At 69.8% G+C, this 24993-nt stretch carries 22 protein-coding genes; 2 read left to right on the top strand and 20 right to left on the bottom strand.

From position 1 onward, the window contains the following. Window positions 1–32 precede the first annotated feature (32 nt). The 4 genes from JHW38_RS24905 to JHW38_RS24890 form a co-directional block, all read right to left on the bottom strand. On the bottom strand, window positions 33–545 hold the full coding sequence (locus JHW38_RS24905; protein ID WP_207523943.1) for a CYTH domain-containing protein: 513 nt from the start codon (window positions 543–545) through the stop codon (window positions 33–35). A 112-nt stretch (window positions 546–657) separates the two neighbouring features. Further along, complete coding sequence (gene rlmD, locus JHW38_RS24900; RefSeq protein ID WP_207523942.1) at window positions 658–2007, bottom strand: 23S rRNA (uracil(1939)-C(5))-methyltransferase RlmD; 1350 nt, start codon at window positions 2005–2007, stop codon at window positions 658–660. 190 nt (window positions 2008–2197) lie between these two features. Further along, complete coding sequence (locus JHW38_RS24895; RefSeq protein WP_207523941.1) at window positions 2198–2833, bottom strand: DUF1318 domain-containing protein; 636 nt, start codon at window positions 2831–2833, stop codon at window positions 2198–2200. A gap of 151 nt (window positions 2834–2984) precedes the next feature. Next, window positions 2985–5015 (bottom strand): hypothetical protein, encoded by a 2031-nt coding sequence (locus JHW38_RS24890; protein ID WP_207523940.1) that lies wholly within the window; start codon window positions 5013–5015, stop codon window positions 2985–2987. A 45-nt stretch (window positions 5016–5060) separates the two neighbouring features. Between JHW38_RS24890 and JHW38_RS24885 the strand changes: the two genes are divergently transcribed. After that, window positions 5061–5786, top strand: a complete 726-nt coding sequence (locus JHW38_RS24885) for a hybrid sensor histidine kinase/response regulator (protein ID WP_207523939.1) — start codon at window positions 5061–5063, stop codon at window positions 5784–5786. A 76-nt stretch (window positions 5787–5862) separates the two neighbouring features. On the opposite strand, the gene recO is transcribed toward JHW38_RS24885, so the two are convergent. The 9 genes from recO to rpoE all read right to left on the bottom strand — a co-directional run bounded on the left by recO (window position 5863) and on the right by rpoE (window position 15764). Further along, window positions 5863–6612 (bottom strand): DNA repair protein RecO, encoded by a 750-nt coding sequence (recO, locus tag JHW38_RS24880; protein ID WP_207523938.1) that lies wholly within the window; start codon window positions 6610–6612, stop codon window positions 5863–5865. Window positions 6613–6779: 167 nt separating this feature from the next. Then, a complete protein-coding gene (era, locus tag JHW38_RS24875) occupies window positions 6780–7673 on the bottom strand; it encodes a GTPase Era (RefSeq protein ID WP_207523937.1) in 894 nt (297 codons plus the stop codon). A gap of 417 nt (window positions 7674–8090) precedes the next feature. After that, the gene (gene rnc / locus JHW38_RS24870) at window positions 8091–8753 is read right to left on the bottom strand and encodes a ribonuclease III (protein WP_207523936.1); all 663 of its coding nucleotides are present in this window, start codon (window positions 8751–8753) and stop codon (window positions 8091–8093) included. Continuing rightward, entirely contained in the window at window positions 8746–9123 is a 378-nt protein-coding gene (locus JHW38_RS24865; RefSeq protein ID WP_207523935.1) for a DUF4845 domain-containing protein, read from the bottom strand. The genes rnc and JHW38_RS24865 overlap by 8 nt, the downstream gene beginning before the upstream one ends. Window positions 9124–9288: 165 nt before the next feature. Beyond that, window positions 9289–10074 carry a signal peptidase I gene (gene lepB, locus JHW38_RS24860; protein WP_207523934.1) on the bottom strand — a complete coding sequence of 262 codons (786 nt, stop codon included), beginning with the start codon at window positions 10072–10074 and terminating at the stop codon, window positions 9289–9291. A 181-nt stretch (window positions 10075–10255) separates the two neighbouring features. Then, complete coding sequence (gene lepA, locus JHW38_RS24855; RefSeq protein ID WP_207523933.1) at window positions 10256–12049, bottom strand: translation elongation factor 4; 1794 nt, start codon at window positions 12047–12049, stop codon at window positions 10256–10258. Between the two features lie 352 nt (window positions 12050–12401). Next, window positions 12402–13970 carry a DegQ family serine endoprotease gene (locus JHW38_RS24850; RefSeq protein ID WP_207523932.1) on the bottom strand — a complete coding sequence of 523 codons (1569 nt, stop codon included), beginning with the start codon at window positions 13968–13970 and terminating at the stop codon, window positions 12402–12404. Window positions 13971–14166: 196 nt separating this feature from the next. After that, window positions 14167–15144 carry a sigma-E factor negative regulatory protein gene (locus JHW38_RS24845; protein ID WP_207523931.1) on the bottom strand — a complete coding sequence of 326 codons (978 nt, stop codon included), beginning with the start codon at window positions 15142–15144 and terminating at the stop codon, window positions 14167–14169. Further along, a complete protein-coding gene (rpoE, locus tag JHW38_RS24840) occupies window positions 15144–15764 on the bottom strand; it encodes an RNA polymerase sigma factor RpoE (protein ID WP_207523930.1) in 621 nt (206 codons plus the stop codon). Before rpoE ends, JHW38_RS24845 begins: the two co-directional genes overlap by 1 nt. Before the next feature lie 267 nt (window positions 15765–16031). Between rpoE and JHW38_RS24835 the strand changes: the two genes are divergently transcribed. Beyond that, entirely contained in the window at window positions 16032–18101 is a 2070-nt protein-coding gene (locus JHW38_RS24835; protein ID WP_207523929.1) for a 3-hydroxyacyl-CoA dehydrogenase NAD-binding domain-containing protein, read from the top strand. A gap of 987 nt (window positions 18102–19088) precedes the next feature. Here JHW38_RS24835 and JHW38_RS24830 read toward each other — a convergent pair. From JHW38_RS24830 to acpP, 7 genes are all read right to left on the bottom strand, one after another. Further along, window positions 19089–19448, bottom strand: a complete 360-nt coding sequence (locus tag JHW38_RS24830; RefSeq protein WP_074867662.1) for a PilZ domain-containing protein — start codon at window positions 19446–19448, stop codon at window positions 19089–19091. Continuing rightward, window positions 19445–20416: a DNA polymerase III subunit delta' gene (locus JHW38_RS24825; protein WP_207523928.1), complete on the bottom strand. Its 972-nt coding sequence runs from the start codon at window positions 20414–20416 to the stop codon at window positions 19445–19447. Before JHW38_RS24825 ends, JHW38_RS24830 begins: the two co-directional genes overlap by 4 nt. Next, complete coding sequence (tmk, locus tag JHW38_RS24820) at window positions 20413–21063, bottom strand: dTMP kinase (protein ID WP_207523927.1); 651 nt, start codon at window positions 21061–21063, stop codon at window positions 20413–20415. Before tmk ends, JHW38_RS24825 begins: the two co-directional genes overlap by 4 nt. Continuing rightward, entirely contained in the window at window positions 21060–22211 is a 1152-nt protein-coding gene (mltG, locus tag JHW38_RS24815) for an endolytic transglycosylase MltG (protein WP_242691091.1), read from the bottom strand. Before mltG ends, tmk begins: the two co-directional genes overlap by 4 nt. Window positions 22212–22277: 66 nt before the next feature. Next, window positions 22278–23126, bottom strand: coding sequence for an aminodeoxychorismate lyase (gene pabC / locus JHW38_RS24810; RefSeq protein ID WP_207523926.1), 849 nt, complete (start codon window positions 23124–23126; stop codon window positions 22278–22280). A gap of 115 nt (window positions 23127–23241) precedes the next feature. Then, window positions 23242–24495 (bottom strand): beta-ketoacyl-ACP synthase II, encoded by a 1254-nt coding sequence (fabF, locus tag JHW38_RS24805; protein ID WP_207523925.1) that lies wholly within the window; start codon window positions 24493–24495, stop codon window positions 23242–23244. 223 nt (window positions 24496–24718) lie between these two features. Beyond that, complete coding sequence (acpP, locus tag JHW38_RS24800) at window positions 24719–24958, bottom strand: acyl carrier protein (protein WP_031373652.1); 240 nt, start codon at window positions 24956–24958, stop codon at window positions 24719–24721. Window positions 24959–24993 lie beyond the last annotated feature (35 nt).

The following is a 24993-nucleotide window of genomic DNA, read 5'->3' as shown; positions in this document are numbered from 1 at the left end:
GGACCGGGCCGCCGGAACCTCGCGCCCGCGGATCAGGCTTCGCCGTCGCGCTCGGCCGGGTTCCATTGCGCGAACGGCCGGGTCGACAGCGCCAGGTTGTAATAGCGCACCGACTCGGTCACCTCGCGCCCGGCCCAGGCGGGCTTGTCGAACGCCGCGTCGGCGCTCGGCAGCTCGATCTCGGCCACCACCAGCCCGGCGTTGTCGCCGAGGAATTCGTCGACTTCCCACAGGAACCCGGCGTGCTCGACGTAATGGCGGCGCTTGTCGACCAAGCCGCCGACGCACAGCGCCAGCAGGCCGCGCGCGTCGTCGACCGGGATCGGATAATCGAACTCCTGGCGGGTGTGGCCGAGCTCGCGCGACTTGAGGTTGAGGAAGGCCTCGTCGCCGGCGATGCGCACGCGCACCGAGGCCTTCATCGCGCCGGCGTCCATCGCCGCCAGATCGTTGAGATAGCCCTGCGCCATCGGCACGACCTTGTGCGCGGCTTCGCGCCAGCCATCGCCGGTCACCAGGAATTTGCGTTCGATCTCGATACCCACGGGAATTCCTCGAAAAATAAAACCACTCGCATCCAAGGTCCGCGCGCAGCCGCCGCAACCATCGCCCGCGCTGTCTTCAGCCCGGTCGAGAACGACCCGCCTCGCGCCGCCTTCAGCGCTCGAACATCGCGATCGATTCCACGTGCCCGGTGTGCGGGAACATGTCCATGACCCCCGCCGCGCGCATCTTCCAGCCCTTCTCGCGCACCAGATAGCCCGCATCGCGCGCCAGCGAGGCCGGATGGCAGCTCACGTAGACGATGCGCTTGAACTGCTTCAGCGGCAGCTGGGTCAGCACGAAATCGGCGCCCGAACGCGGCGGATCCAGCAGCAGGCGGTCGAAGCCTTCGCGCATCCAGCGCTCGCCGCTGAGATCCTTGCCGAGGTCGGCGGCATAGAACTGCGCATTGGCCAGACCGTTGAGCTCGGCGTTCTCCCGCGCGCGCTTGACCAGACCGGCCTCGCCTTCCACGCCGACCACTTCGCGCACGCGCCGCGCCAGCGGCAGGGTGAAGTTGCCCAGACCGGCGAACAGGTCGAGCACGCGGTCCTGCGGCTGCGGGTCGAGCAGGTCCAGCGCGTGCTGGATCATGCGGCCGTTGAGCGAGGCGTTGACCTGGATGAAATCCAGCGGACGGAACTTCAAACGCAAATCCCAGTCCGGCAGCGAGAACTGCAACTGCGGATCGGCCGGCCACAGCGGGTGCACGGTGTCGACGCCGCCGGGCTGCAGGAAGATCGCGAACTCGTGCTCGCGGCCGAACGCGGCGAGCTTGCCGCGGTCGCCGTCGGACAGCGGCGCCAGATGGCGGAAGGTCAGCGCGATGCCGCTGTGGTCGCTCATGCGGTCGCCGCCGATGAACTCGATCTGCGGAATCTCGCGGCGCCCGTCCATGCTCTCGACCAGCGCGGCCAGCGCGGCGACCTTGTCGCCGATGGCCGGAATCACGGTTTCGCAGCGCGCGATGTCGGCGACGAAGCGCGGATCGTTCTCGCGGAAACCGACCAGGGTCTTGTCCTTCTTCTCGACCCGGCGCACCGAGAACCGGCCCTTGCGCCGATAGCCCCAGGCCGAATCGCTGAGTGCCGGCAGCACCCGTTCGGGCATGACGTGGCCGATGCGCTCGAAGTTCTCCATCAGCACGCGCTGCTTGGCCAGGATCTGCTTGTCTTCGGCCAGATGCTGCAATGCGCAGCCGCCGCAGGTGCCGAAGTGCGCGCAGCGCGGATCGACCCGGTCCGGCGAAGCGTCCAGCACCTGCACGGCGATGGCTTCGTCGAAACTGCGCGAGCGCGCGGTCTGCTTGGCCATGACCCGTTCGCCGGGCAGCGCGCCGCTGACGAACACGGCCTTGCCGGCGCTGTCGGGAGTCTTGGGATCGGGGCGGCGGCCGACGCCGCGGCCGTCGTGGGTGAAATCGGTTATGGCGATTTCGAAGGGAGTCTGATCGAGGCGGGCCACAGCGGCTGGCGGGGGGAAACGGCCGGCTATTGTCGCAGATTCGCGGCCGCAGGCCCCGGGGGCCGGATCGGCGGCAGCGAAAACCGGGGCCGGTTGCGGCAAAACCCGCGCCCGCAACGCAAAAGCCCGCCATCCGGCGGGCTTTTGCCTGAACCCGTGCCGGGGCGCTGGCCCCGGCACCGCGTCCGCATCACTTCTGCTTCCAGGCCCCGCCCGCGTCCTGGTACCACCAGCCGCCCTTCGCGCTCTCGATCCACTGGCGCGAGAACACCTGGCGGATCTGGCCTTCCCATTCGGGATGGTTGTTGGCGACCGCGATTTCCTTGTAGACCGCGTTGGAATCGCGGTTCTGGTCGGCCACCGCCTGATTCACCCCGACCCGGTCGGACAGCGGGATCTTGGCCGCGTCGCGCACGCTGACCGTGCCGTTGCTGGCGAAGCCGAGCGCGCCGGAATCGAACTGCGCGCGCAGCTGCGAATCGAAGCGCTGGGCCATGCGCGACTGGATCGCCTGGATCGCCGGGGTCTTGATCGAGATGTCCGGCGACTGCGCGCGGGCGCTGCCGATGCCGGCCACCGACCACCAGTCGATGCGGCTGGCGAGCTGGCCCCATTGCAGCGACGGGCGCTCGACCGACGCGCTGCCGCCGGGCTTGCCGGCTTCCGACGGCTGCGCCTTGGGCTGCGCCGCCGGCGTGTCGCCGATGACCTTCTCGACGAATTCCTTGGCGGCTTCCTTGGCCTCGGCGGCCGGGAAGTAGACGTTGATGGTCACGCAAGCCGTCAACATCACGGCGGCGACCGGTACTCCCATCCAACGGCGCATGTGCGAATCCTTCTGGTTGTGCGCGTCCGGCGCGGCGGGCCGCGGGTCCGTCCGCGGCAGTCAACGAATGGGCGCCATTGAACCACGGCGCCGTTGAACGACAAGGCTACACGGGCTTCATTCCGGCATCGCCTTCATGACCGGGTCGGCCTCATTTCACCACCGGCTTGACGTCGCCCTTGCCGACCGCCTCCATGCGCTCCAGCAGCGTCGGCCAATCGACGCGGTGGTTGTAGCCGACCACGTCCAGGTGCGGCACGCCGGCGCCGCCGACGATGGTGAAGCCCGGCCGGCCGTCGGGGCCGGCCTTGGCCGCGCCGAGCCCGCCCATCAGGCAGACCTCGTCGGCGAGCTTGCAGGAGATGCCCAGGCGCGCGTAACCGAAGTCGTCGAAGAAACCGATCAGCTTGTCCTGCAGGCTGCCGACGAAGGAGCTGTCGCCGACGCTCGACAGGTCCTGCACCGCGCGCTGGCTGATGCGCTGGCGCACGCCGCGGGTTTTTTCGGTATGCAGTTCGGCGTCGAACGCGGTCGGCTGCCAGTCGACCAGACGCAGTTGTTCGATGCGGCCGTACAAGCGCCCGGTGATGCTGCCGAAACCGAACACGCCGGTCAGCGATTCCAGGTCGATGTCGCGCAAGGCCAGATCCGAGCTCAGCGTCGGCGCGACCCCGAACGGACGCTCCATCGCCAGCGACGACACCTCGACCGTGCCGCCGAACAATTGCATCGCCAGGCCGCCGTCGAGTTCCAGGCGTTCGTCGGCGTAATGCGCCTGCGGAATGCGGCCGCTGAGTTCGCCGGTGAACGCCGGCCAGTCCAGCGCCTTGGACAATTGGGCGACGTCGAGCTTGTCGAGATTCAGGCCGAAGCGCAGGTCCAGCCCCTTGCCGCCGGCCGGCGGACGCAGCCGAAGATTGTCGGCGCCGACGCGGCCGCCGAGCATCGGGAACGAGATCGCGCGCTGCAGGCGGAACTCGCCGTTGTCGCTGGAAAACGGCAGGCGGGTGGCGCCGAATTCGAGCCCGTACAGCGCGCCGCTGCGCCAGCTCAGTTCGCTCTCGCGCGGCGCGGCGTCGGAGTAAGCGAGGCTGCCGTCGAGGCCGTCGAAGCGGAAACGTCCTTGCTCGTCGCGCAGGCGCACCTCGCGCAGTTGTGCGCGCGCCTGCGACAGGTCGCCGCCGCGCAGGCTCAGCTGCGCGTCCACGCCGCCGGACAGTTCCAGCTTGGCCAACCCGGCCAGGCCGAGGAAGCCGCTCAGATAGCGCTCGCGCAGCGGCGCCAGGTCGGGGCTGTCGAGTTGCAGGTCGAGCGCGTCGACGCTAGCGCTGCCGCTGGCGTTCAGCGCGCCGGGGTCGCGCCAGACGATGCGCGGCAGCCGCCAGCCCTGGCCGGACGCGCTTTCGGCCTGCACCTCGAGTTCCACCGGCTTGCCCTGCAAGGCGATGTAGGCGTTGCCGAACAGCATCTCGCCGTCGAGCAGGCGCCCGCCCAGGCGCACCCGCGTCGTGGCGCCGAGCTCGCTGTCCACGCGCAGCGCCGCGCCGAGTTTCTCGCCGGCGATCAGGCCGTCGGGGGTGTCGAAACCGGCGCCGGCCACGCGCAGGTCGCCGCCGATGCGCAGCGGCGCGTGCGCCGGCGCGGCGATGTCGAGGCGGCCGTCGAGGGTGCCGGACTTGATCCGGCCGGCGCTCCAGGCCTGCGCGGCCAGGGCCTGGGTCCAGGCCAAGGGCACTCGGGTCAGGTCGATCCGGGTCAGGTCGGGGGTCGCGGCGGCGCGCTGCAACGCGATCGCGCTGGCGCCGCGGCTCAGGCGCGCGTCGGTGCTGGCCGGGCCGAGCTCGAGCGCCAGCCGCAGCGGCGCCCCGCCCTGACCGCGCAGTTCGCCCTCGCAGCGCCAGCCGCCGCGGCCATCGCGGCGCAGCGGGCAGCGCCAGGCCACGTCCTGGAAACGGTAGCCCAACTCCGGCGCGACGATCCGCGCGGCCTGCAGCTGCAGTTCGCCTTCGGCCGCGCCGTCGGGCCAGGCCAGCCGCACCTGCACCTGCTCCAGACTGGCCACCGCGGTGGCGACCCGGGCGATCCTGGCGTTCAGCGTGCGCGCCTCACTCTGCCCCGGCCATGCCCACAGCGGCACCACCCACAGCATGGGCAGCGACAACCCCATCAGTAGGCGTAACATGGTCCGCAGCATGGAAGCAGGATAGCGGGCGGAAGCGAACCGGCAATGAAGAATTCCCAGGTCCCACGCGTGTTGTTGGTCGAGGACGATCCGACCAGCCGCGCTTTTCTGACCGCGGCGGTGGAAGCCGTGCCGGCCCAGGTCGACGGCGCCGACAGCTTGGCCGCGGCGATGGCGCTGAGCGCCTCCACCGATTACCAGTTGTGGCTGTTCGATGCGCACCTGCCCGACGGCAGCGGCATCGACCTGCTCGAACGCCTGCGCCGCTCGCACCCGGCCACGCCCGCGTTGGCGCACACCGCCACCGGCGAGAGCGAAGTGCGCGAGCGCCTGATCGCCTCGGGCTTCTCCGACGTGCTGGTCAAGCCGCTGCCGGCCGCCGCGGTGCGCTGCGCGATCCGGCGCCTTCTGGGCCTGCCCGAACACGACCTGCCCGCGGTCGCCGCGCCCGCCGACGAAGCGGCCGCGCCGGTGTGGGACGACGACACCGCGGCGCGCGCGCTCAACGGCAACCGCGCGCACATCGCGACCCTGCGCGGTCTGTTCGTGCAGGAACTGCCGAACGCGCGGCGCTCGATCCTGGCCGCGGCCCAGCTCGGCAACCTGGACGCGGTGCGCGGCGAATTGCACAAGCTGCGCGCCAGTTGCGGTTTCGTCGGCGCCGCGCGGCTGGCGCTGGCGGTGCAGGCCTTGCAGACGCAGCCGGATTCGGCGCAGGAACTGCAACGCTTCGAACGCGCGGCGCAGGAAACGGTCGAACAGGCCGGTTGAGTCCTGCCGCCGGCGCGATCGCGACGCCGCGCCGTTTGCGCCCTGCGCCGTCGCGCGATGCGATCGGCGCCGCGGATCAGCCGCCGTCGTCGCGCGCCGGATCCGGCCGCGACACCCGCGCCAGCTCCGCCATCATTTCCCACGATTTCAGACCGCGCGGCCCGAGATGGTGGGTCAGCACCGCGCGCAAGGCATGGCGCAGGCCCGGCAGGTCGCTGGATTCGGGCAGCCGGTCTTCGGCCAGCGCGAGCAAGGCGCGCCCGGTCGCCGCGGCGCTGCGTTCGCCGTGGCCGCGGTCGCTGAGCAGGCGCCGCGCGCCCTGCTCCGGATCGAGCCGGTAACGCGCGGCCGGATCGATCGGCGCGCCGTCGGCGTCCGCGCTCCAGTCGAAGCCCGAGCCCAATGCATCGAGCAAGTCGCGTTCGAACCGGCGCAAGGTCCAGGCCAGATGCGGCCCGTCCAGGCGCGCGCGAGTGCGGCCGTAGAGTTCGTACAGTTCCTCGAACGGATCGCCGCGCGGCACCAGCCGCAGCAGCAGTTCGTTGATGTAGAAGCCGGCCAGCGCGGCGTCGCCGAGCAGGCGCGGCGCCGCGTCGATCGCCTCGGCGGTGTTCAGCCGCGCCAGTTCGCCGCGCAGCAACGCGTCCAGGCGCACGTGCTGGAACGGCTGCAAGGCCGCGCGCAGCACCTGCTTCTTCGGCCCCTGCACGCCGCGCGCGACCAGCCCGATCCGCCCGTGCGCGGCGCTCAGCGCTTCGATCAGCACGCTGGTCTCGCGCCACGGCCGGACGTGCAGGATGTAGGCGGGTTCCGCGGTGAGGCGCATGGCGCTTAGGAGCGGGGAAGAAGGGAAAGAGGGGGTTGGGGAACGGTGGGCGCGCGGCGGTCGGGAGGATGCTTCGGATACGGAGCCTGGCATCGGCTCGCGCCTCATCAGCGCGGCACCCGCCATTCCCCGCGCCCTTCTTTCCCGTTATTTCCCTGTTCCCGAGCTCATTCGTAACCGAGCTGGCGCAGCGCCGCTTCGTCGTCGGACCAGCCTTCGCGCACCCGCACCCAGGTTTCCAGGAACACCTTGGAGCCGAACAGGCGCTCCATCTGCACGCGCGACTTGGAGCCGATTTCGCGCAGGCGCGCGCCGGCCTTGCCGATGACGATGGCCTTCTGGCCGTCGCGCTCGACCCAGATCACCGCGCCGATGCGCAGCATCGCGCCGTCGACTTCGAAGCGTTCGATCTCGACCGTGGTCGCGTACGGCAGTTCTTCGCCGAGCTGGCGCATGAGCTGTTCGCGCACCATCTCGCCGGCGAGGAAGCGCTGGCTCTTGTCGGTGATCTCGTCCTCGCCGTACAGCGGGGGCTGCTCGGGCAGCAGCGCCAGCAAGGTCTTGACCAGCGCTTCCAGCCCGCTGCGCTTGAGCGCGGAGATCGGGTGCACGCCGGCGAATTCGCGGCCTTCGGTGATCGAGGCCAGATACGGCAGCAGCTTGGTCTTGTCGGCGATGCGGTCGACCTGGTTGACCACCAGCACCACCGGCACGCCGGCGCCGCGCAAGGCGTCGTAGGCGAGCGTGTCCTCGTCGTCCCATTGGCCGGCGCGCACGACCAGCAGCGCGGCGTCGACGCCTTCGAGCGAGCCGCGCGCGGCGCGGTTCATCATCCGGTTCATCGCCCGCTTCTGTTCGCGGTGGATGCCGGGGGTGTCGACCAGCAGCAACTGGCCTTCGGGAAAGGTGGCGATGCCGAGCAGCCGGTGGCGCGTGGTCTGCGGGCGCGGCGAGACGATGCTGACCTTGGCGCCGACGAGGGCGTTGGTCAGGGTGGATTTGCCGACGTTGGGTCGGCCGAGGACGGCGACGTAGCCGGCGCGGTGCGGAGTGGAGGTCATGGGGGGAATTGTCCGCTGGGGCGGCGGGGACGGCAAATGTTGGGGATTGGGGATTGGGGATTGGGGATTGGGGGCGGGAGGCGGGAGGCGGGAGGCAGGAGGCAGGAGGCAGGAGGCGGTCGAGGCTACGAGCCGCGGCGCTGCGGCCACCGTCATCCCCGCGAAGGCGGGGATCCAGAGACTTCAGAGCCATGCCTCGGTGACGCCCTGGGTCCCCGCTTTCGCGGGGATGACGGCACGAGGGTGCCGCAACCTTCCAGGCTTGGCTCGGCCCGCGGCAAAGCCGCCGAGCCTTTCCAGGCCCTCAATCCCGTCTGCAAACCAAAGTTGCAAGCCCTTTCCGAACCCCGACCACCGCAAACAAAAAGGCCCGCAACCGGCGGGCCTCATACGCTTACCGATCCTCAACCTCGCCCTTCAATCGTCCGCCTTGAGCAAACGCAGCAACTCCTCAGCCGCCAACTGCTCGGCCGCGCGGCGCGAACCGGCCTCGCCTTCGGCGCTCAGCGCCGGCTGGCCGATGCTGCAGCTGACCCGGAAGGTCTTGGCGTGGTCCTCGCCGCTTTCTGCCAGCAGCGCATACACCGGCAGCGGCTTCTGCCGGCCCTGCAGCCATTCCTGCAGGCGGGTCTTGGCGTCTTTGCCGACCTTGTGCGCCGGCGGCAGCGCGTCCATCGCCGGCAGGAACCACGGCAGCACCTGCGCGCGGCAGGTTTCGAAGCCGGCGTCGAGATAGATCGCGCCGACCACGGCTTCCAGGGCGTCGGCCAGGATCGAATCGCGGCGGTGGCCGCCGGATTTCATCTCGCCGGGCCCCAGGGTCAGGCGCGCGCCCAGCTCGAGCGAGCGCGCGATCGGCGCCAGCGCCGATTCGCGCACCAGTTCGGCCCGGGCGCGGGTCAGCGCGCCCTCGTCGGCCTGCGGCCAGCGCTGGTACAGCGCTTCGGCCACGATCAGGTTCACCAACGCGTCGCCGAGGAACTCCAGGCGCTCGTTGTGCGGAGCGCCGGCGCTGCGATGGGTCAGCGCTTGCTCCAGCAAGGCCGGAGTGGCGAAGCGATGGGAGATGGGATCAGTCACCTTCTTTCGTGGTCATCGCCTGCTTGGTCTGGAAATGGCCGATCACGTCCAGGTTGGCGATCAACGGACGGCGCACGTCGTAGGTCACGGTGATTTCCATGCCGCGGTCGCTGCGCTGGATCTTGAAGTTCTCCGGCTTCACGCTCTCGACATAGCTCATGTCCATGCGGCGGAAGAACAGGTCGCGCGCCTTGGCCGGATCCATGCTGCCCGCGCCCGGCTCCTTGGCCAGATCGGCGAGCGAACGCTTGACCGAATAGAACTCGGTGTACATCGGCACCAGCTTCATGCCGACGTAGGCGAACACGCCGACCACGGCCAGCGTGATGATGAAACCCAGCAGAGTGATGCCGCGTTGATTGCGCTTCATGAGCTTGAATCCCCGTTTGCTCTAGATGGTGCCGATCCCGGCGGACCGATCCGCCTGGCGGGCCGCGTCCGTCGATCCTGGTTGCCGACCGTGCCGTCCCGGGCGCGCCGCTCCTGTGCCGGTTCCCCGGCGGCCCGCGCCGTCCCCGCGCGGGCCCGACTAACCTCAGGGAATGCTATTACCGATTCGGGAAAAATCCACGCCTTCGTCGAAATTCATCCAAATCAGAAACGCCCGGCCGCGCAGGTTCTGCTCCGGCAGGAAGCCCCAGTATCGGCTGTCCTCGCTGTTGTCGCGATTGTCGCCCATCACAAAATATTCGCCCTTGGGCACCACCCAATCGCCCTCGCCCTGGTCCAGCAGCGGCGACTCGGTGCGCAGCAGGATGCGGTGCACGTGCTCGCCGATCTGCTCGCTGAGCTCTTGCGCGCCGGTCATCTCCGCGCCGTTGCCGCGGCCCTGGTAGGAACCGATCGGGGTGTAGGCGATCGGCGCGCCGTTCACGGTCAGGCGGCCGTCGCGGTAGCTGATCTTGTCGCCGGGCAGACCGACGATGCGCTTGATCCAGTCCTGCTCGGGATGGTGCGGCGGACGGAACACCACCACGTCGCCGCGCGCCGGCTCGCCCATCGCCAGCACCTTCTGGTTGCTGATCGGCAGGCGCAGGCCGTAGGTGAACTTGTTGACCAGGATGAAGTCGCCGGTCAGCAGGGTCGGCATCATCGAGTTCGACGGGATCCGGAACGGCTCGGCGACGAAGCTGCGCAGGATCAGCACCACGAACAGCACCGGGAAGAACGCCTTGGAGTAGTCGACCAACACCGGCTCCTTGCCGTCGTCCAGCAACCCCTCGCGCGCGGCGCGGCGCTTGGCCAGGACCGCCTTGTCGAGCAGCCACACCAGGCCGGTGAACAAGGTCAACGACACCAGAGCGATTTCGAACCAACGCATGCTTGTTCCTTTGGTGGGAGCCGGACATCGGGACGAGGACATCGGGAATCGGCCGCAGCCGCCCCGCCTACCTCGCGCCGTTACCGCCTCCCGCTAGTGGTTGAAGACGAAAACCTCAGAAAACCCGGACCGCCCAGCCTCGCGACGATTCCCGACTCCCCATTCCCTATTCCCGTCCGAATTACTTGCTGTCGGTCGAAAGCACCGCCAGGAACGCTTCCTGCGGAATCTCGACCCGGCCGACCTGCTTCATCCGCTTCTTGCCCTCTTTCTGCTTCTCGAGGAGCTTCTTCTTGCGGGTGATGTCGCCACCATAGCACTTGGCCAAAACGTTCTTGCGCATCGCCTTGACCGTGCTGCGGGCGATGATCTGCGAGCCGATCGCGGCCTGGATCGCGACGTCGAACATCTGCCGCGGGATCAGGTCCTTCATCTTTTCGCACAGCTCGCGGCCGCGCCGGTCGGCGTGGCTGCGGTGGACGATGATCGACAGCGCATCGACCTTGTCGCCGTTGATCAGCGTGTCCACGCGCACGAACGGACCTTCCTGGAACCGCAGGAAGTGGTAGTCCAGCGAGGCGTAGCCGCGGCTGACCGACTTGAGCTTGTCGAAGAAGTCCAGCACCACCTCGGCCATCGGCAGCTCGTAGCTGATCTGCACCTGGCTGGCCATATAGGTGATGCCGATCTGCACGCCGCGCTTTTCCTCGCACAGCTTGATCACGTTGCCGATGTAGTCCGGCGGTGTGAGGATGTTGGCGCGGATCACCGGCTCGCGGATTTCCGCGACCATGTTCAACTGCGGCAGCTTGGCCGGGTTGTCCATCGGGATCACGCTGCCGTCGGTCTTGAGCACCTCGTAGATCACCGTCGGCGCGGTCGAGATCAGGTTGAGGTCGTACTCGCGCTCCAGCCGTTCCTGCACGATCTCCATGTGCAGCATGCCGAGGAAGCCGCAGCGGAAGCCGAAGCCCATCGCCTCGGAGCTTTCCGGCTCGAAGCGCAGCGCGGCGTCGTTGAGGCGCAGCTTTTCCAGGGCCTCGCGCAGCGCCGGGTAATCCTCGGCGTCGACCGGGAACAGGCCGGCGAACACGCGCGGCTGCATTTCCTGGAAGCCCGGCAGCGGCTTGGGCGCCGGATCGCCGGCCAGGGTCAGGGTGTCGCCGACCGGCGCGCCGTGCACGTCCTTGATCGAGGCGTTGATCCAGCCGACCTCGCCCGCGCCGAGCTTGGTCAGCTCCTTGCGCTTGGGGGTGAACACGCCGACCTTGTCGACCTGATGGGTGCGGCCGGTCGACATCACCAGGATCTTGCTGCCCGGCTTGATCTCGCCCTGCATGACCCGCACCAGCGAGACCACGCCGAGGTAGTTGTCGAACCACGAGTCGATGATCAGCGCCTGCAGCTTGTCGGTGTCGCGCGGCTGCGGCGGCGGAATGCGCTGCACGATCGCTTCCAGCACCAGCTCGACGTTGAGGCCGGTCTTGGCGCTGATCGCCACCGCGTCTTCGGCGTCGATGCCGATGACCGCTTCGATCTCGGTCTTGGCGCGCTCGATGTCGGCGGTGGGCAGGTCGATCTTGTTGAGCACCGGCACCACTTCCAGGCCCTGCTCGACCGCGGTGTAGCAGTTGGCGACCGACTGCGCTTCCACGCCCTGGGCGGCGTCGACCACCAGCAAGGCGCCTTCGCAGGCGGCCAGCGAACGGCTGACTTCGTAGCTGAAGTCGACGTGGCCGGGGGTGTCGATGAAGTTGAGTTGATAGGTGTTGCCGTCCTTGGCCTTGTACGGCAAGGAGACGGACTGCGCCTTGATGGTGATGCCGCGCTCGCGCTCGATCGGATTGGAGTCGAGCACCTGCGCTTCCATCTCGCGCGCTTCGAGGCCTCCGCACAGTTGGATGATGCGGTCGGCGAGCGTCGACTTGCCGTGGTCGACGTGGGCGATGATGGAGAAGTTTCTGATCAGTTGCATGCGGGGCGATGCGAGACTCGCCGGTTCCAGTTGAGTGGGTCGGTCGGGAAAATTAACGGGACATTATCGCACAGCCTCCGCGGCGAGTTGGCGGCCCGGCGACGGGTCGGGCCGGCTTCGGACCCGGACGAGGCGCGGATCGAGCGGCCGCGTTCACGGATCGCGGCAGCCGCCCGCTCCGGCAAGGCCGACCGGGGCGGCCCGAGCGGCCGCGCGGGGCCCGGTCCCGCCGCCGCCAACGACTCCTGCGCCGAAATGCGAACGCGCCCGCCGCGATGCGGCGGGCGCTTCGTCGATCCGGACCCTGGCCCTGCCCCGGGGCGCCGCGGCAACGGCGCGCCGGGACCGCGGCTCACTTGGTCTCGGCCGCCTGGACCGCGATGAACTGGGTCTGCGCGCCGCGCCGGATCAGCAGCATCGCGGTCTGGCCCGGACGGGTGCCGGCCAGGGCCCGGTTCAGCGCCGCGGCGCTGCCGACCGGGGTGCGGCCGACCGACAGCACCACATCGCCCGGACGCACGCCGGCGTCGCCGGCATCGCCCGGGTCGCGCACCAACACGCCTTCGCCGGCCTTCAGGCCCAGGCGCTGGCGCGCGGCGGCGTCGACGTCCTGGGCGACGAGGTTGAGCGGGTTGCCCTTGGCGCTCGGCGCCGCCGGCGAGCCGTCGCGGTCGGACGGATCCGTGCCGGGGCCGCCGGCCAGATTGGCATCGAGCTCGTTGACCGCGACGCTGATCTCGACCGTCTTGCCTTCGCGGAACACGCCGAGTTTGGCCTTGGAGCCAGGCGCCATGTTGCCGATCAGCGGCGGCAGGTCGCTGGATTCGCGCACCTCGGCGCCGTTGACGGTGCGGATGATGTCGCCGGCCTGCAAGCCGGCCTTCTCGGCCGGACCGCCCGGCACCACCTGCGCGATCAGCGCGCCGCTGCTGTCGGGCAGGCCGAAGCCCTTGGCGGTTTCCGCGGTCAGCGGCTGCACCACCACGCCCAACTGCCCGCGGCTCACCTTGCCCTTCGCGCGCAACTGCTCGGCCGAGTTCATCGCCACGTCGATCGGAATCGCGAAGCTGACGCCCATGTAGCCGCCGGAGTTGGAGAAGATCTGCGAATTGATCCCGACCACTTCGCCCGCGGTGTTCAGCAGCGGGCCGCCGGAGTTGCCCTGGTTGATCGCCACGTCGGTCTGGATGAAGGGCACGTAGCGCTGGTCGGCGTAGGGATTGGCGCGGCCGACCGCGCTGACGATGCCGGCGGTGACCGAGTGGTCGAGGCCGAACGGCGAGCCGATCGCCACCACCCACTGCCCGGCCTTGGTCAGGCTGGCGTTGGCGCTGCGCAGGAACGGCAGGCCCTTGGCGTCGATCTTGAGCAGGGCCACGTCGGACTGCTCGTCGCTGCCGATGACCTTGGCCTTGAACTCGCGGCGGTCGGTCAGCTTGACCGTGACCGTGTCGGCGCCGTCGACCACGTGATGGTTGGTCAGCACATAGCCGTCCTGCGAAATCAGGAAGCCGCTGCCGATCGAGCGCGCGCCGCCGCGCGGCTGGCGCGGGCCCTGGCCCTGGCCGCCGCCCGGGCCGGGGAAATCGGGGCCGAAGAAGCGGCGGAAGAATTCGGGGACCTGATCGTCGTCCGGCAGTTGATTGCGCGAGCGCGCCTGGCGCTTGGGCGTCACTTCGGCGCTGATGTTGACCACCGCCGGGCCGACGCGCTGGACCAGTTGGGTGAAGTCCGGCAGGCCGGCGACGATCGGCGCCGACGGCGTGGCCGACGGCGGCGGCGCGATCGGCGCGGTCGGCGCCTGCGCGGTGCAGGCCGCCGGCAGCGCCGCGATGATCGCGCCGACCAGGGCCAGCGACTGCAGCGGCCGGCGGCGGCGGAGGGAAAGCGTCGTGGACGGAGCTTGGATCGGCAGATTCATGGCGGCGGCCTCGATACGTCTTGATGGTCCGGTGATGGGAACGGATAGGGATGGACAGCGTCCGCGGCAAAACCGCGGCAAGGCGATCCCGTCGCGCGCACGCGGCGCGCAGGCGGGGAGAGTTCGGGGAGGGTCCGGCCGTCGTCGCCGGCGCGGACCCGCTGGGGGCGCTGCGGTCGGACCCGCTTCGCCGAGCTTAGGGCTGCTGCGGCTGCGGTTCCTGGACCGGCGGCCGGGTTCGCGCGGCGGCCGCTTCATGCGCCGGCTCGAACGGGTAGAACGACGGCGACACCGGGCTGGAATTGCCGTAGCTGGCGGTGTAGGCGCTGGCGCTGGGGTAGTTCGGCAACGCCGCGCGCGGCCACGGCCGGCTCGCCGGCGTTTCGTTCGGCTGCGGGCGGAACGGGTTGGCGTTGGCCGCGCCGTTGCCGCGGCTGGCGTCGGCGACCATCGGCGCGGCACCGGCCGCGGCGACCTGCAGCGGCGCCTCCAGGCTCTGCCGCTCCGAGGCGCGGACCGCGGCGCGCTGGCTCTGGCCGCGCGAACGGCGCTCGTTGAGGCGGCGCGGGATTTCGGCCACGGCGACCGCCGCGCCGGCGACGAGGCCGGAGGCGTCGGCCGAGGTCAGGCCGGTCTCGGCCGCCGTCGCGGCGGCGACCGCCTGCGGCGCCGGAGCCGGCGTCGGCACGGGCTGCGGCGCGGCCGGCTGCGCCGGCGCGGACTGCGCGGCGACCTGGGCCGGGTCGGCGGCGCCGGCCGCGGAATCGTCGGAGAACGGCCGCGCCACGAACAGCGCCGCGACCGCGACCGAAGCCGCCAGCGCCGCGCCGCCGAACCAGCCGCGGCGCGATCCGGCCGCCTTGCGCGGCTTCAATTCGGTGTGCGCCGGCTCGGCCGCCGCGCGGCTGGCCTGCAATGCGGCGTCGGCTTGAATCGCGGCGGCGACGCGCTCGGCGAAGCCGGCCGCGGCGAAACCCGGCGCCGGCTCGGCCGCGCCGTGGGCGCGCCGGCGCAGCACGTCGCCGCACAGCTGCCAACGGCCGCAGGCTTCGCGCCATTGCGCGTCGTGGCCGAGCCGCTTGAGCGCGAAGCGCGCGGCGTCGCCGTCGAGCTCGCCGTCGAACAGCGCGCTCAGGTTCTCGCGTTCGTCGCTATGGAGAGGAGTGGGGGTCATCAGTGAGCGCGCTCCCTGGTGCGGTGGGTACCTTGGTCTTGATTGTCCAAGAGGGGCCGAAGTTCCGTATCGATCGCCTCGCGTGCGCGGAAGATGCGCGAACGCACGGTTCCGATCGGGCAATTCATCTTCTGCGCGATCTCTTCGTAACTCAGGCCTTCCACCTCGCGCAGGGTGATCGCAGACCTCAACTCCTCCGGCAGGGATTCGACCACGCGCATGACCGTGCGTTCGATCTCCTGCCGCAGCAGTTCGTGTTCGGGGGTGTCGGTGTCGCGCAGGCGGATGCCGGTTTCGAACTGCTCGGCGTCGCCGGCGTCGATGTCGTCGGTCGGCGGGCGCCGGTTCTGCGCGACGAGATGGTTTTTGGCGGTATTCACGGCGATGCGGTGCAACCACGTATAGAACTGCGCGTCGCCGCGGAAATTCGCCATCGCGCGGTAGGCGCGGATGAAGGTTTCCTGGGCCACGTCCTGGCATTCGCTCCAGTCGGGAATGTAGCGCCCGATCAGCGCGGTGATCCGATGCTGGTACTTGCGCACCAAGGCATCGAAGGCCGCGCTGTCGCCGCGCTGGACACGCCTGACCAGCTCCTGGTCCAACAACTCGTTATCGGCCATACCGCGCCGGCACTCCTGTCGGCTCGGCGAATGGCCGAGCAATGGGACAACCCTGTCGGGGCAAAAGTTCAATCGTCGCAGTAATGGGGCCGCCGACGACCGCTCGCAACCGCCAAGTGTCACACAGCCTTCCGCGGGCCGCCCGCACGGCGGCTGAAAGTCCCGCCGGACGGGCGCGGACCGGGGCGCCGGCGGCGCCGATTTGACGGCAGCCGAACCAGATCGGGATGATAGCGGCCTATTCCATACCTGAACGGATGGTGCGGCATGACTGCAGCCCTCGACGGCCTCCCCGCGTTTGACGGGCTACGCGCCCGCCACTGGCATACCGAACTGCGCGCGGACGGAGTGCTGGTGCTTTCCTTCGACCGCGAAGGATCGCCGGTCAACACCTTCGCCCAGGAGGTGCTGATCGAACTCGACGGCCTGCTCGAACGGCTGGCGCTGGACCCGCCCAAGGGGCTGGTGCTGCGCTCGGCCAAGGCCACCGGCTTCATCGCCGGCGCCGACATCAAGGAATTCCAGACCTTCGACGAGAAGGGCACGGTCGGCGACGCGATCCGCCGCGGCCAGCAGGTGTTCCAGCGCCTGGCCGAGCTGCCCTGCCCCACGGTCGCGGCGATCCACGGCTTCTGCATGGGCGGCGGCACCGAGATCTCGCTGGCCTGCCGCTACCGCGTCGCCAGCAACGACCCGTCCACGCGCATCGGCCTGCCGGAAGTGAAGCTCGGCATCTACCCCGGCTGGGGCGGCAGCGTGCGCCTGCCGCGCCTGGTCGGCGCGCCGGCCGCATTCGACATGATGCTGACCGGCCGCACCTTGTCGGCCTCGGCCGCGCGCGCGATCGGCCTGGTCGACAAGACCGCCGAACCGGCGGTGCTGGTCGACACCGCCGCGGCGCTGGCCTTGAACGGCGCCCAGCGTCCGTTCAAGCAGCGCTTCACCGCCTGGGCCAGCAACACCTGGATCGCGCGCAAGATCCTCGCGCCGATGCTGGTCAAGCAGGTCGCGCGCAAGGCCAAGAAAGACCACTACCCCGCGCCGTACGCGCTGATCTCGACCTGGGAACGCGCCAGCGGCGGCGTGCAGGCGCTGCTCGCGGCCGAGCGCAAGTCGGTGGTGAAGCTGTCCGGCACGCCGACCGCGCGCAACCTGATCCGGGTGTTCTTCCTGCAGGAGCGGCTCAAGAGCCAGGGCGGCAAGGATCACAAGATCAAGAACGTGCACGTGGTCGGCGCCGGCGTGATGGGCGGCGACATCGCCGCGTGGTCGGCCTACAAGGGCTTCGAAGTCACCCTCAGCGACCGCGAGCAGCGTTTCATCGACGGCGCGCTGGAGCGCGCGCAGGCGCTGTTCGCCAAGAAGGTCAAGGACGAGGCCAAGCGTCCGGCGGTGGCGGCGCGGCTCAAGGGCGACCTCGCCGGCGACGGGGTCAAGGACGCCGACCTGGTGATCGAGGCGATCATCGAAAAGCCCGAGGCCAAGCGCGAGCTGTACGACGCGGTCGAACCGCAGCTCAAGCCCGACGCGCTGCTGACCACCAACACCTCGTCGATTCCGCTCGACGAACTGCGCGAACACATCCGCCGCCCGGCCCAGTTCGCCGGCCTGCACTACTTCAATCCGGTCGCGCTGATGCCGCTGGTGGAGATCATCCGCCACGACCGCATGGCGCCGGAAACCGAGCAGCGCCTGGCCGCGTTCTGCCGCGCGCTCGACAAGCTGCCGGTGCCGGTCGCCGGCACCCCGGGTTTCCTGGTCAACCGCGTGCTGTTCCCGTACATGCTCGAAGCCGGCACCGCGTTCGCCGAAGGCATTCCGGGCGCGGCGATCGACAAGGCGGCGGTGAAGTTCGGCATGCCGATGGGGCCGATCGAACTGATCGACACCGTCGGCCTCGACGTGGCCGCCGGCGTCGGCGCGGAACTGGCGCCGTTCCTCGGCCTGACCGTGCCCGCGGCGCTGGCCGGCGTGGAGCCCGGCAAGCGCGGCAAGAAGGACGGCCAGGGCCTGTACAAGTGGGAGAACGGCCGCGCGCAGAAGCCCGAACTGCCGAAGGACTACAAGGCGCCGGCCGACCTGGAAGACCGCCTGATCCTGCCGATGGTCAACGAAGCGGTGGCCTGCCTGCACGACGGCGTGGTCGCCGACGGCGACCTGCTCGACGCCGGCGTGATCTTCGGCACCGGCTTCGCCCCGTTCCGCGGCGGCCCGATCCAGTACGTGCGCGAAACCGGCGTGGACAACGTGCTGGCGCGGCTCAAGCAGTTGCAGGCGCGCTACGGCGATCGTTTCGCGCCGCGGCCGGGTTGGGATTCGCCGGCGCTGCGAAGCTGATCCGCGCTTCGTCAGAGCAAAGAAAAAGCCGCGCACCGCGCGGCTTTTTCTTTGCGGGAACCGACGCAAACGACCGGCGTTGCCGTTGCCGTTGCCGTTGCCGTTGATCTTCGCCCCCCCTCGCCGCTTCGAACTCGCCACAGGCAAACGCAGACCCGAAGGGCGCGCGCATGGATGCGCGCGTGCGGGACCGGGCCAGGATGGCCCTTGTCCCGCATCCCTGCGCAAGCTCCGAACCATAGTGGCTCTTGATTCGAAGACAAGGAAAGCGCCTTTCTTTGGTTACTTTCTTTGGCAAGACAAAGAAAGTAACTCGGCCGCTTGCGGACGAAAGCTCTGGATTGTTGCTTGTCCTCACTCGCAATCGAGACAACGACGAAACCCACCGCGGAACACCGCCCCCTGTAGGAGCGACGCGAGTCGCGACCGCGAAAACACAACCACGACGAAATCTGCGCAATGGCTGCGGTTTCGCGGTCGCGACTCGCGTCGCTCCTACAGTCGAGTACGAACCTTCTTCGGATCTCGCAGCGACGAGTGAAGACAAGCAAAGATCAAGGGCTTCCGTCCGCAAGCGGCCGGGTCACTTTCTTTGTCTTGCCAAAGAAAGCAACCAAAGAAAGGCGCCTTTCCTGTCATTCGAATCAAGAGCCACTATGGTTCGGAGCTTGCGCAGGGATGCGGGACAAGGGCCATCCTGGCCCGGTCCCGCACGCGCGCATCCATGCGCGCGCCCTTCGGGTCTGCGTTTGCCTGTGGCGAGTTCGCAGCGGCGGGGGAGCGAAGATCAACAGCTACAGCAAAGCGACATCGATTCCGACTTTCGCCGGAATGACGGGAATGGTTTTGCTTGGGCAGACGACGACGGAACTGCGTCGCTTGGATTCCAATCGCAGCCGGAACACCGGCGCGAGGGTCAGGCTTCAATGCATCGCGCCGACGCCAGGCGACTTCGCCCGCTCGCTATCGGCGCACAACCCGCCGCGCTTACATCGTATGCGTCGGCCGCTCCGCACCCAGCGTCCCCGCCAGCAACGCCTCGATCTTGCCCTTGACCGCATCGCCCTCGGCCGTCTCGGCGAACTGCACCCCGATCCCGGCGGTGCGGTGCCCCTGCGCGCCCGTCGGCGTCACCCACACGACCTTGCCGGCCACCGGCAAGCGTTCGCCGGACTCGGGCAGCGTCAGCAGCAGGAACACTTCGTCGCCGAGGAAATAGCGCTTGGGCGTGGCCACGAAGATCCCGCCGAACTTCAGGAACGGCATGTACGCGCTGTACAGCGCCGCCTTGTCCTTGATCGTCAGCGACAAGATGCCCTGCCGCGCTGCGCCCGCTGGTGCGTTCATGCCCTTCCTCCCCCGGCGCGGCGCGCGTCGTCGCTGCGCCAGGCCATCAACAATTCGGTAACCGCCAGATCGGCGCGGACCGTGGTCCGCAACAGCTCGCGGGTCCGGTTGGCCCGGTCGAACCAGGACGCAAGACTGCGCGCGCGCGCCGGGTCGGTCAAGCCGGCCGCGGCTTCGGCGAGCGCGATGTCCGACGCGTGTCGCAGACGCAGCGCGGCGTGTTCGTCGCCGACCCAGCGCTGCGCGACTTCGGCCGCGGCGGCTTCGCCGCGACCGAGCTTGGTCAGGTCGGCGGCGACTTCGCGGCGCAGTTTGAGGCCGTCGCCGGTCAGCCAGTCGTGCGCCAATCCGGGATGTCCGCGCGCGGCGTCGAAGGCTTCGCGCGCGGCGGCGTCGCTGTGGCCCTGGGCCTTGAGCCAGGCCAGCGCTTCGTCCTGCGGCGGCAGGCGGAATTCCAGGCGCTGGCAACGGCTGCGGATGGTCGCCGGCAAGCGCGCCGGATGCGAGCTGACCAGCCACAGGTAGCGGCCCGGCACCGGTTCTTCCAGAGTCTTGAGCAAGGCGTTGCAGGCGGCGGTGTTGATCGCGTCGGCCGGATCGATGATCGCGATCTGCGCGCCGCCGTACTGCGGCGTCAGCGCCAGCCGCTCGGACAGGTTGCGGATCTGTTCGATCACGATCTCGGTGCGCAGCCGGGTGCCTTCCTTGTTCGGCACGAAGCTGATGAGCTGGTAATCCGGGTGCGTACCCGCGGCCAGCAGCAGGCAGCTGCGGCAGTGTCCGCACGGGCCGCCGTCGGGCCCGCGTTCGCGGCACAGCAGGCCCTGCGCCAGCCGCTGCGCGACCGCGCGCTTGCCCAGCTCGGCCGGGCCGCAGAACAGCAGGCCGTGGCCGAGCCGGCCGGCGCCGATCGAGGCCTGGGCCTGATCGTAGATGCGCTGTTGCCACGGCGCGAAAACGGCGCTCATGCGGTCTGCTCCGGCGTCGCCGCGATCAACGCGCGCAAACGCGCCACCGCCTGCGCGGCGACCGCGTCGGCGGGTTGGGCCGCGTCGATCACTTCGAAACGCTGCGGCTCGGCCGCGGCGCGGTCGCGGTAGCCCTGGCGCACGCGCTCGAAGAATTCGTTGCGTTCGCTCTCGATGCGGTCGGCGGCGCCGCGCCCGCGCATGCGCGCCAGGCCGACCTCGACCGGCACGTCCAGCAGCAGGGTCAGCGCCGGGCGGATGCCGACCACGCGCGCTTCGAGCTCGGCGATGAAGCCCGCATCGCCGCCGCGGCCGGCGCCCTGGTAGGCGTAGCTGGCGTCGGTGAAGCGGTCGCTGACGACCCAGGCGCCGCGTTGCAGCGCCGGCAGGATCGTCGCCTGCACGTGTTGCGCGCGCGCGGCGAACGCCAGCAGCAGTTCGGTCGCGTCGCTGGCCGGCTCGTGGTGGGTGTCTAGCATCAGCCCGCGGATCTGTTCGGCCAGCGGCGTGCCGCCGGGTTCGCGGGTGTACACCGCGTCGATGCCGGCGGCTTCGAACGCGGCGCGCAGCGCGGCCAGCACGGTCGACTTGCCGGCGCCTTCGCCGCCTTCCAGGGTCACGAAGCGCGGCCAGGTGCGCAGGCTCATCGGGTCGCTCCCGGCGACGCCGGCGCTGCCGACGCGGACGGCGCCTCGGCCGCTTCTTCCAGCACCGCCTTGCCCTCCTCCGGTTGCCCGCGGCCCTGGTTCTGGCGATAGCGCTGCAGGTACACGCGCACGTTGGCCTGGTGCTGGGCGTAGGTCGCGGCGAACAGGCTGCGGCCGCTGCCGTCGCCGGCGGCGACGAAGAACAGCGCATCGCCGGGCGCCGGATTGGCCGCGGCCTTGAGCGCGGCCAGCCCCGGCATCGCGATCGGCGTCGGCGGCAGGCCGGCGCGGGTGTAGGTGTTGTACGGCGTGTCGGTCTGCAGGTCGCGCTTGCGGATATTGCCGTCGTAGGCCGAGCCGATGCCGTAGATCACGGTCGGGTCGGTCTCCAGGCGCATGCCGAGCTTGAGCCGGCGTTCGAACAGGCCCGCGATCTGCGCGCGCTCGGCCGGCACGCCGGTTTCCTTCTCGACGATCGAGGCCATGATCAGCAGCTCGTACGGCGTCTTCAGCACGCTGTCCTTGTCGCGGCCGGTCCACGACGCGGCCAGCGCCTTGTCCAGCGCCGCGGACGCGCGCTTGAGCACGTCCAGGTCGCTGTCGCCGCCGGTGTAGAAATAGGTTTCCGGCAGGAACCGGCCTTCCGGATGTTGCCCGCCCTTGCCGAGCGCTTTCATCAGCGCCGCGTCGTCGAGCTGGGCGGCCTGCTGCTTGAGCTTGTCGGCGCGCGCCAGCGCCGCGCGCAGGTCGCGGATGTTCCAGCCATCGACGATCACGAAACGGTGGCTGACCACCTTGCCGTCGCGCATCGCGGTCAGCAGCGCGCGCGGGCTGGTGCCCGGCGCCAGCGCGTACTCGCCGACCTGCAAGCGCCCGGCCGCGCCGAGCTGCTTGGCCAGCAAGCGCCATTCGACTTCCTCGCCGACCTCGACGCCGGCCGCGCGCAGCTTGCGCACCACCGTCGGCAGCGAATCGCCGCGCTCGACCAGCAGGCTCTGGTCCGGGCTCAGGCCCTGCAGCGGCGCGTCGGCGAAGCTCAGGTAACGCTGCCACGCCCAGCCGCCGGCCGCGGCCAGCGCCGCCAGCAACAGTACGATCACGATCAGGCAACCGCAGCCGCGCTTGCCCTTCTTTTCCTTTGCCGCCACGCAACCTCCACAGAACGATCCGGGGCCGCCGCGCCGCCGCGGACCGGCGGCCGCGGATGCGGCGGCTCAGTCGTCGCCGGGGACGAAGGCGGGATGGGCGTCGCCGAGCCGGCGCCGCAGTTCGGCCAAAGCCGGATGCGGCGCCCATTGCCGCTCGCCGAGCCGCGCCACCGGCAGGATACCGCGCACGGCGTTGCACAGGAAAATCGCATCGGCGCGTTGCAGTTGGTCGACGCTCAGCGGCGCCACCGTGGCCCCGCCGAGTTCGATCAGGCGCTGGCGGCAGATGCCGGCCACGCCGCAACGGTCCACAGGCGGCGTCGTCCATCGTTGCGCGTGCAGGACGAACACGTTGGCGGCGGTGGCGCAGACGACGTCGCCCGAAGCGTTGCGCAGCAGGCCCTCGTCGATGCCCGGATCGTCCCACTCGGCGCGCGCCAGCACCTGCTCCAGGCGGTTGCAGTGCTTGAGCCCGGCCAGCGCCGGCTGCTCGGCCAGGCGCAGCTCGCACCAGCGCAGGCGCAGCCCGCCGGCGCGCGCCGGCGGCGGCAGCGGGTGGCGCGACAGCGTCCATACCGGCTCGGCCTGCCCCGCCTCGGCCTGCGCCGGCGGCGCATAGCCGCGGCCGCCGGCGCCGCGGCTGAGGATCAGCTTGAGCACCGCATCGCTGCCGTCGAGCAGTTCCGCGGCCTCGGCCTGCACCCGGCGCGGGTCCGGCAGCGCCAGCCCGAGCCGCTGCGCGCCTTGCGCGAGCCGCGCCCAGTGCGCGTCCCACCACGGCAGCGCGCCGCGGTGCGCGCGCAGGGTTTCGAACAGGGCGTCGCCGTAGGCCTGGCCGCGGTCGAACGGCGGCAGCGCCGGGAGACGTCGCTCGCCTTGGAAATAGCGCGCTTCGGGGGTCGGGTCGGGAGCCATGCCGGCATCGTACGCGGGCGCGCAGGTCGCCGCGCGGCCCCGCGCCACTCGGCCATACAAACGAAAAACCCGCGGAGCCGAAGCCCCGCGGGTTTGTTGCGACGCTAAAAACCGATCAGACCCGCTTGAACACCAGCGTGCCGTTGGTCCCGCCGAAGCCGAACCCGTTCGACACCGCGACGTCGACCTGCTTGTCGCGCGCCACGTTCGGCACGTAGTCCAGATCGCAGCCTTCGCCCGGCTCGTCGAGGTTGATGGTCGGCGGGATGATACCGTGGTGCAGCGCCAGCACCGAGAAGATCGCCTCGGCGCCGCCGGCCGCGCCGAGCAGGTGCCCGGTCATCGATTTGGTCGAGCTGACCATCATCTTGTAGGCGTGGTCGCCGAACGCGCGCTTCATCGCCAGGGTCTCGGCGAGGTCGCCGAGCGGGGTCGAGGTGCCGTGCGCGTTGAGGTAGTCGACCTGATCGGCGTTGATGCCGGCGTCCTTGAGCGCGGAGACCATGCAGCGCGCCGGGCCTTCGCCGTTCTCGCTCGGCGCGGTCATGTGGAACGCGTCGGAGCTGGCGCCGAAGCCGGCCAGTTCGCAGTAGATGCGCGCGCCGCGCGCCTTGGCCCGTTCGTACTCCTCCAGGATCAGGATGCCGGCGCCGTCGCCGAGCACGAAGCCGTCGCGGTCCTTGTCCCACGGCCGCGACGCGCGCGCCGGGTCGTCGTTGCGGGTCGACATCGCCTTCATCGAGCAGAAGCCGCCGACCGAGGTCGGCGAGGAGCCGCGCTCGGCGCCGCCGGCGACCATCACGTCGGCGTCGCCGTACTGGATCATGCGCATGGCCATGCCGATCGAATGGTTCGACGTGGCGCAGGCCGAGACCGCGGAGAAGTTCGGGCCCTTGGCGCCGGTGATCAGCGAGATCTGCCCCGGCAGCATGTTGATGATGGTGCTGGGCACGTAGAACGGCGAGATCTTGCGCGGGCCGCCCTCGTGGAACTTGACGGTCTGCTCCTCGATGCCGAGCAGGCCGCCGATGCCGGAGCCGACCAGCGCGCCGATGCGCTCGGCGTTGGAGTCGTCGACGACGATGCCGGCGTCCTGCAACGCCATCAGCGATGCGGCGACGCCGTAATGGATGAATTCGTCCATTTTCTTCGCGTCCTTCGTGCTCACCCCGTAGCGGGTGATGTCGAAGTCGCGCACTTCGCCGGCGATGCGGGTGGTGAACGCGGCGGGATCGAAATGGGTGATCGGACCGATGCCCGAGCGGCCGGCGACGATGCCGTCCCAGCTGCTGGCGACATCGTTGCCGAGCGGAGAGACCAGGCCGAGACCGGTGACGACGACGCGGCGGTTGAAGGAACGGTTGGACATTCAGCCTTACCTCTTGGAATCAGTCTGCGCAGGATCGCTCGGGTCGGAGACGATCGTTCGACGCTACGCCGGCGTATCCACCGGCTGCAAAAGCGCGGGGCCGCAATGCGGCCCCGAGTGGTTGCTCATTCGATCATGTCAGGTTCGATCATGTCAGGCATGCGCAACCCATACCGCGGGGCCGCCGCGCGCGAGACTCTGCGAGCGGCGCCGCCGGGGCGGATTACGACTTGACGTGCGCCTTGACGTAATCGATCGCCTGCTGCACCGAGGTGATCTTCTCGGCTTCTTCGTCCGGGATCTCGCACTCGAACTCTTCCTCAAGCGCCATCACCAGCTCGACGGTGTCGAGCGAATCCGCGCCGAGGTCGTCGACGAACGAAGCGTTGTTGGTGACTTCTTCTTCCTTGACGCCCAGCTGTTCGACCACGATCTTCTTAACGCGTTCTTCGATGCTGCTCATGGATGTTGCTCCTCCCGTGAGGGGTTTTTCGATGG

The sequence above is a fragment of the Lysobacter enzymogenes genome, from assembly GCF_017355525.1.
Classification (GTDB): Bacteria; Pseudomonadota; Gammaproteobacteria; order Xanthomonadales; family Xanthomonadaceae; genus Lysobacter; species Lysobacter enzymogenes_C.
Note: the sequence above shows the minus strand (reverse complement) of the source record. Positions and strands in the feature narration are given on the sequence as shown.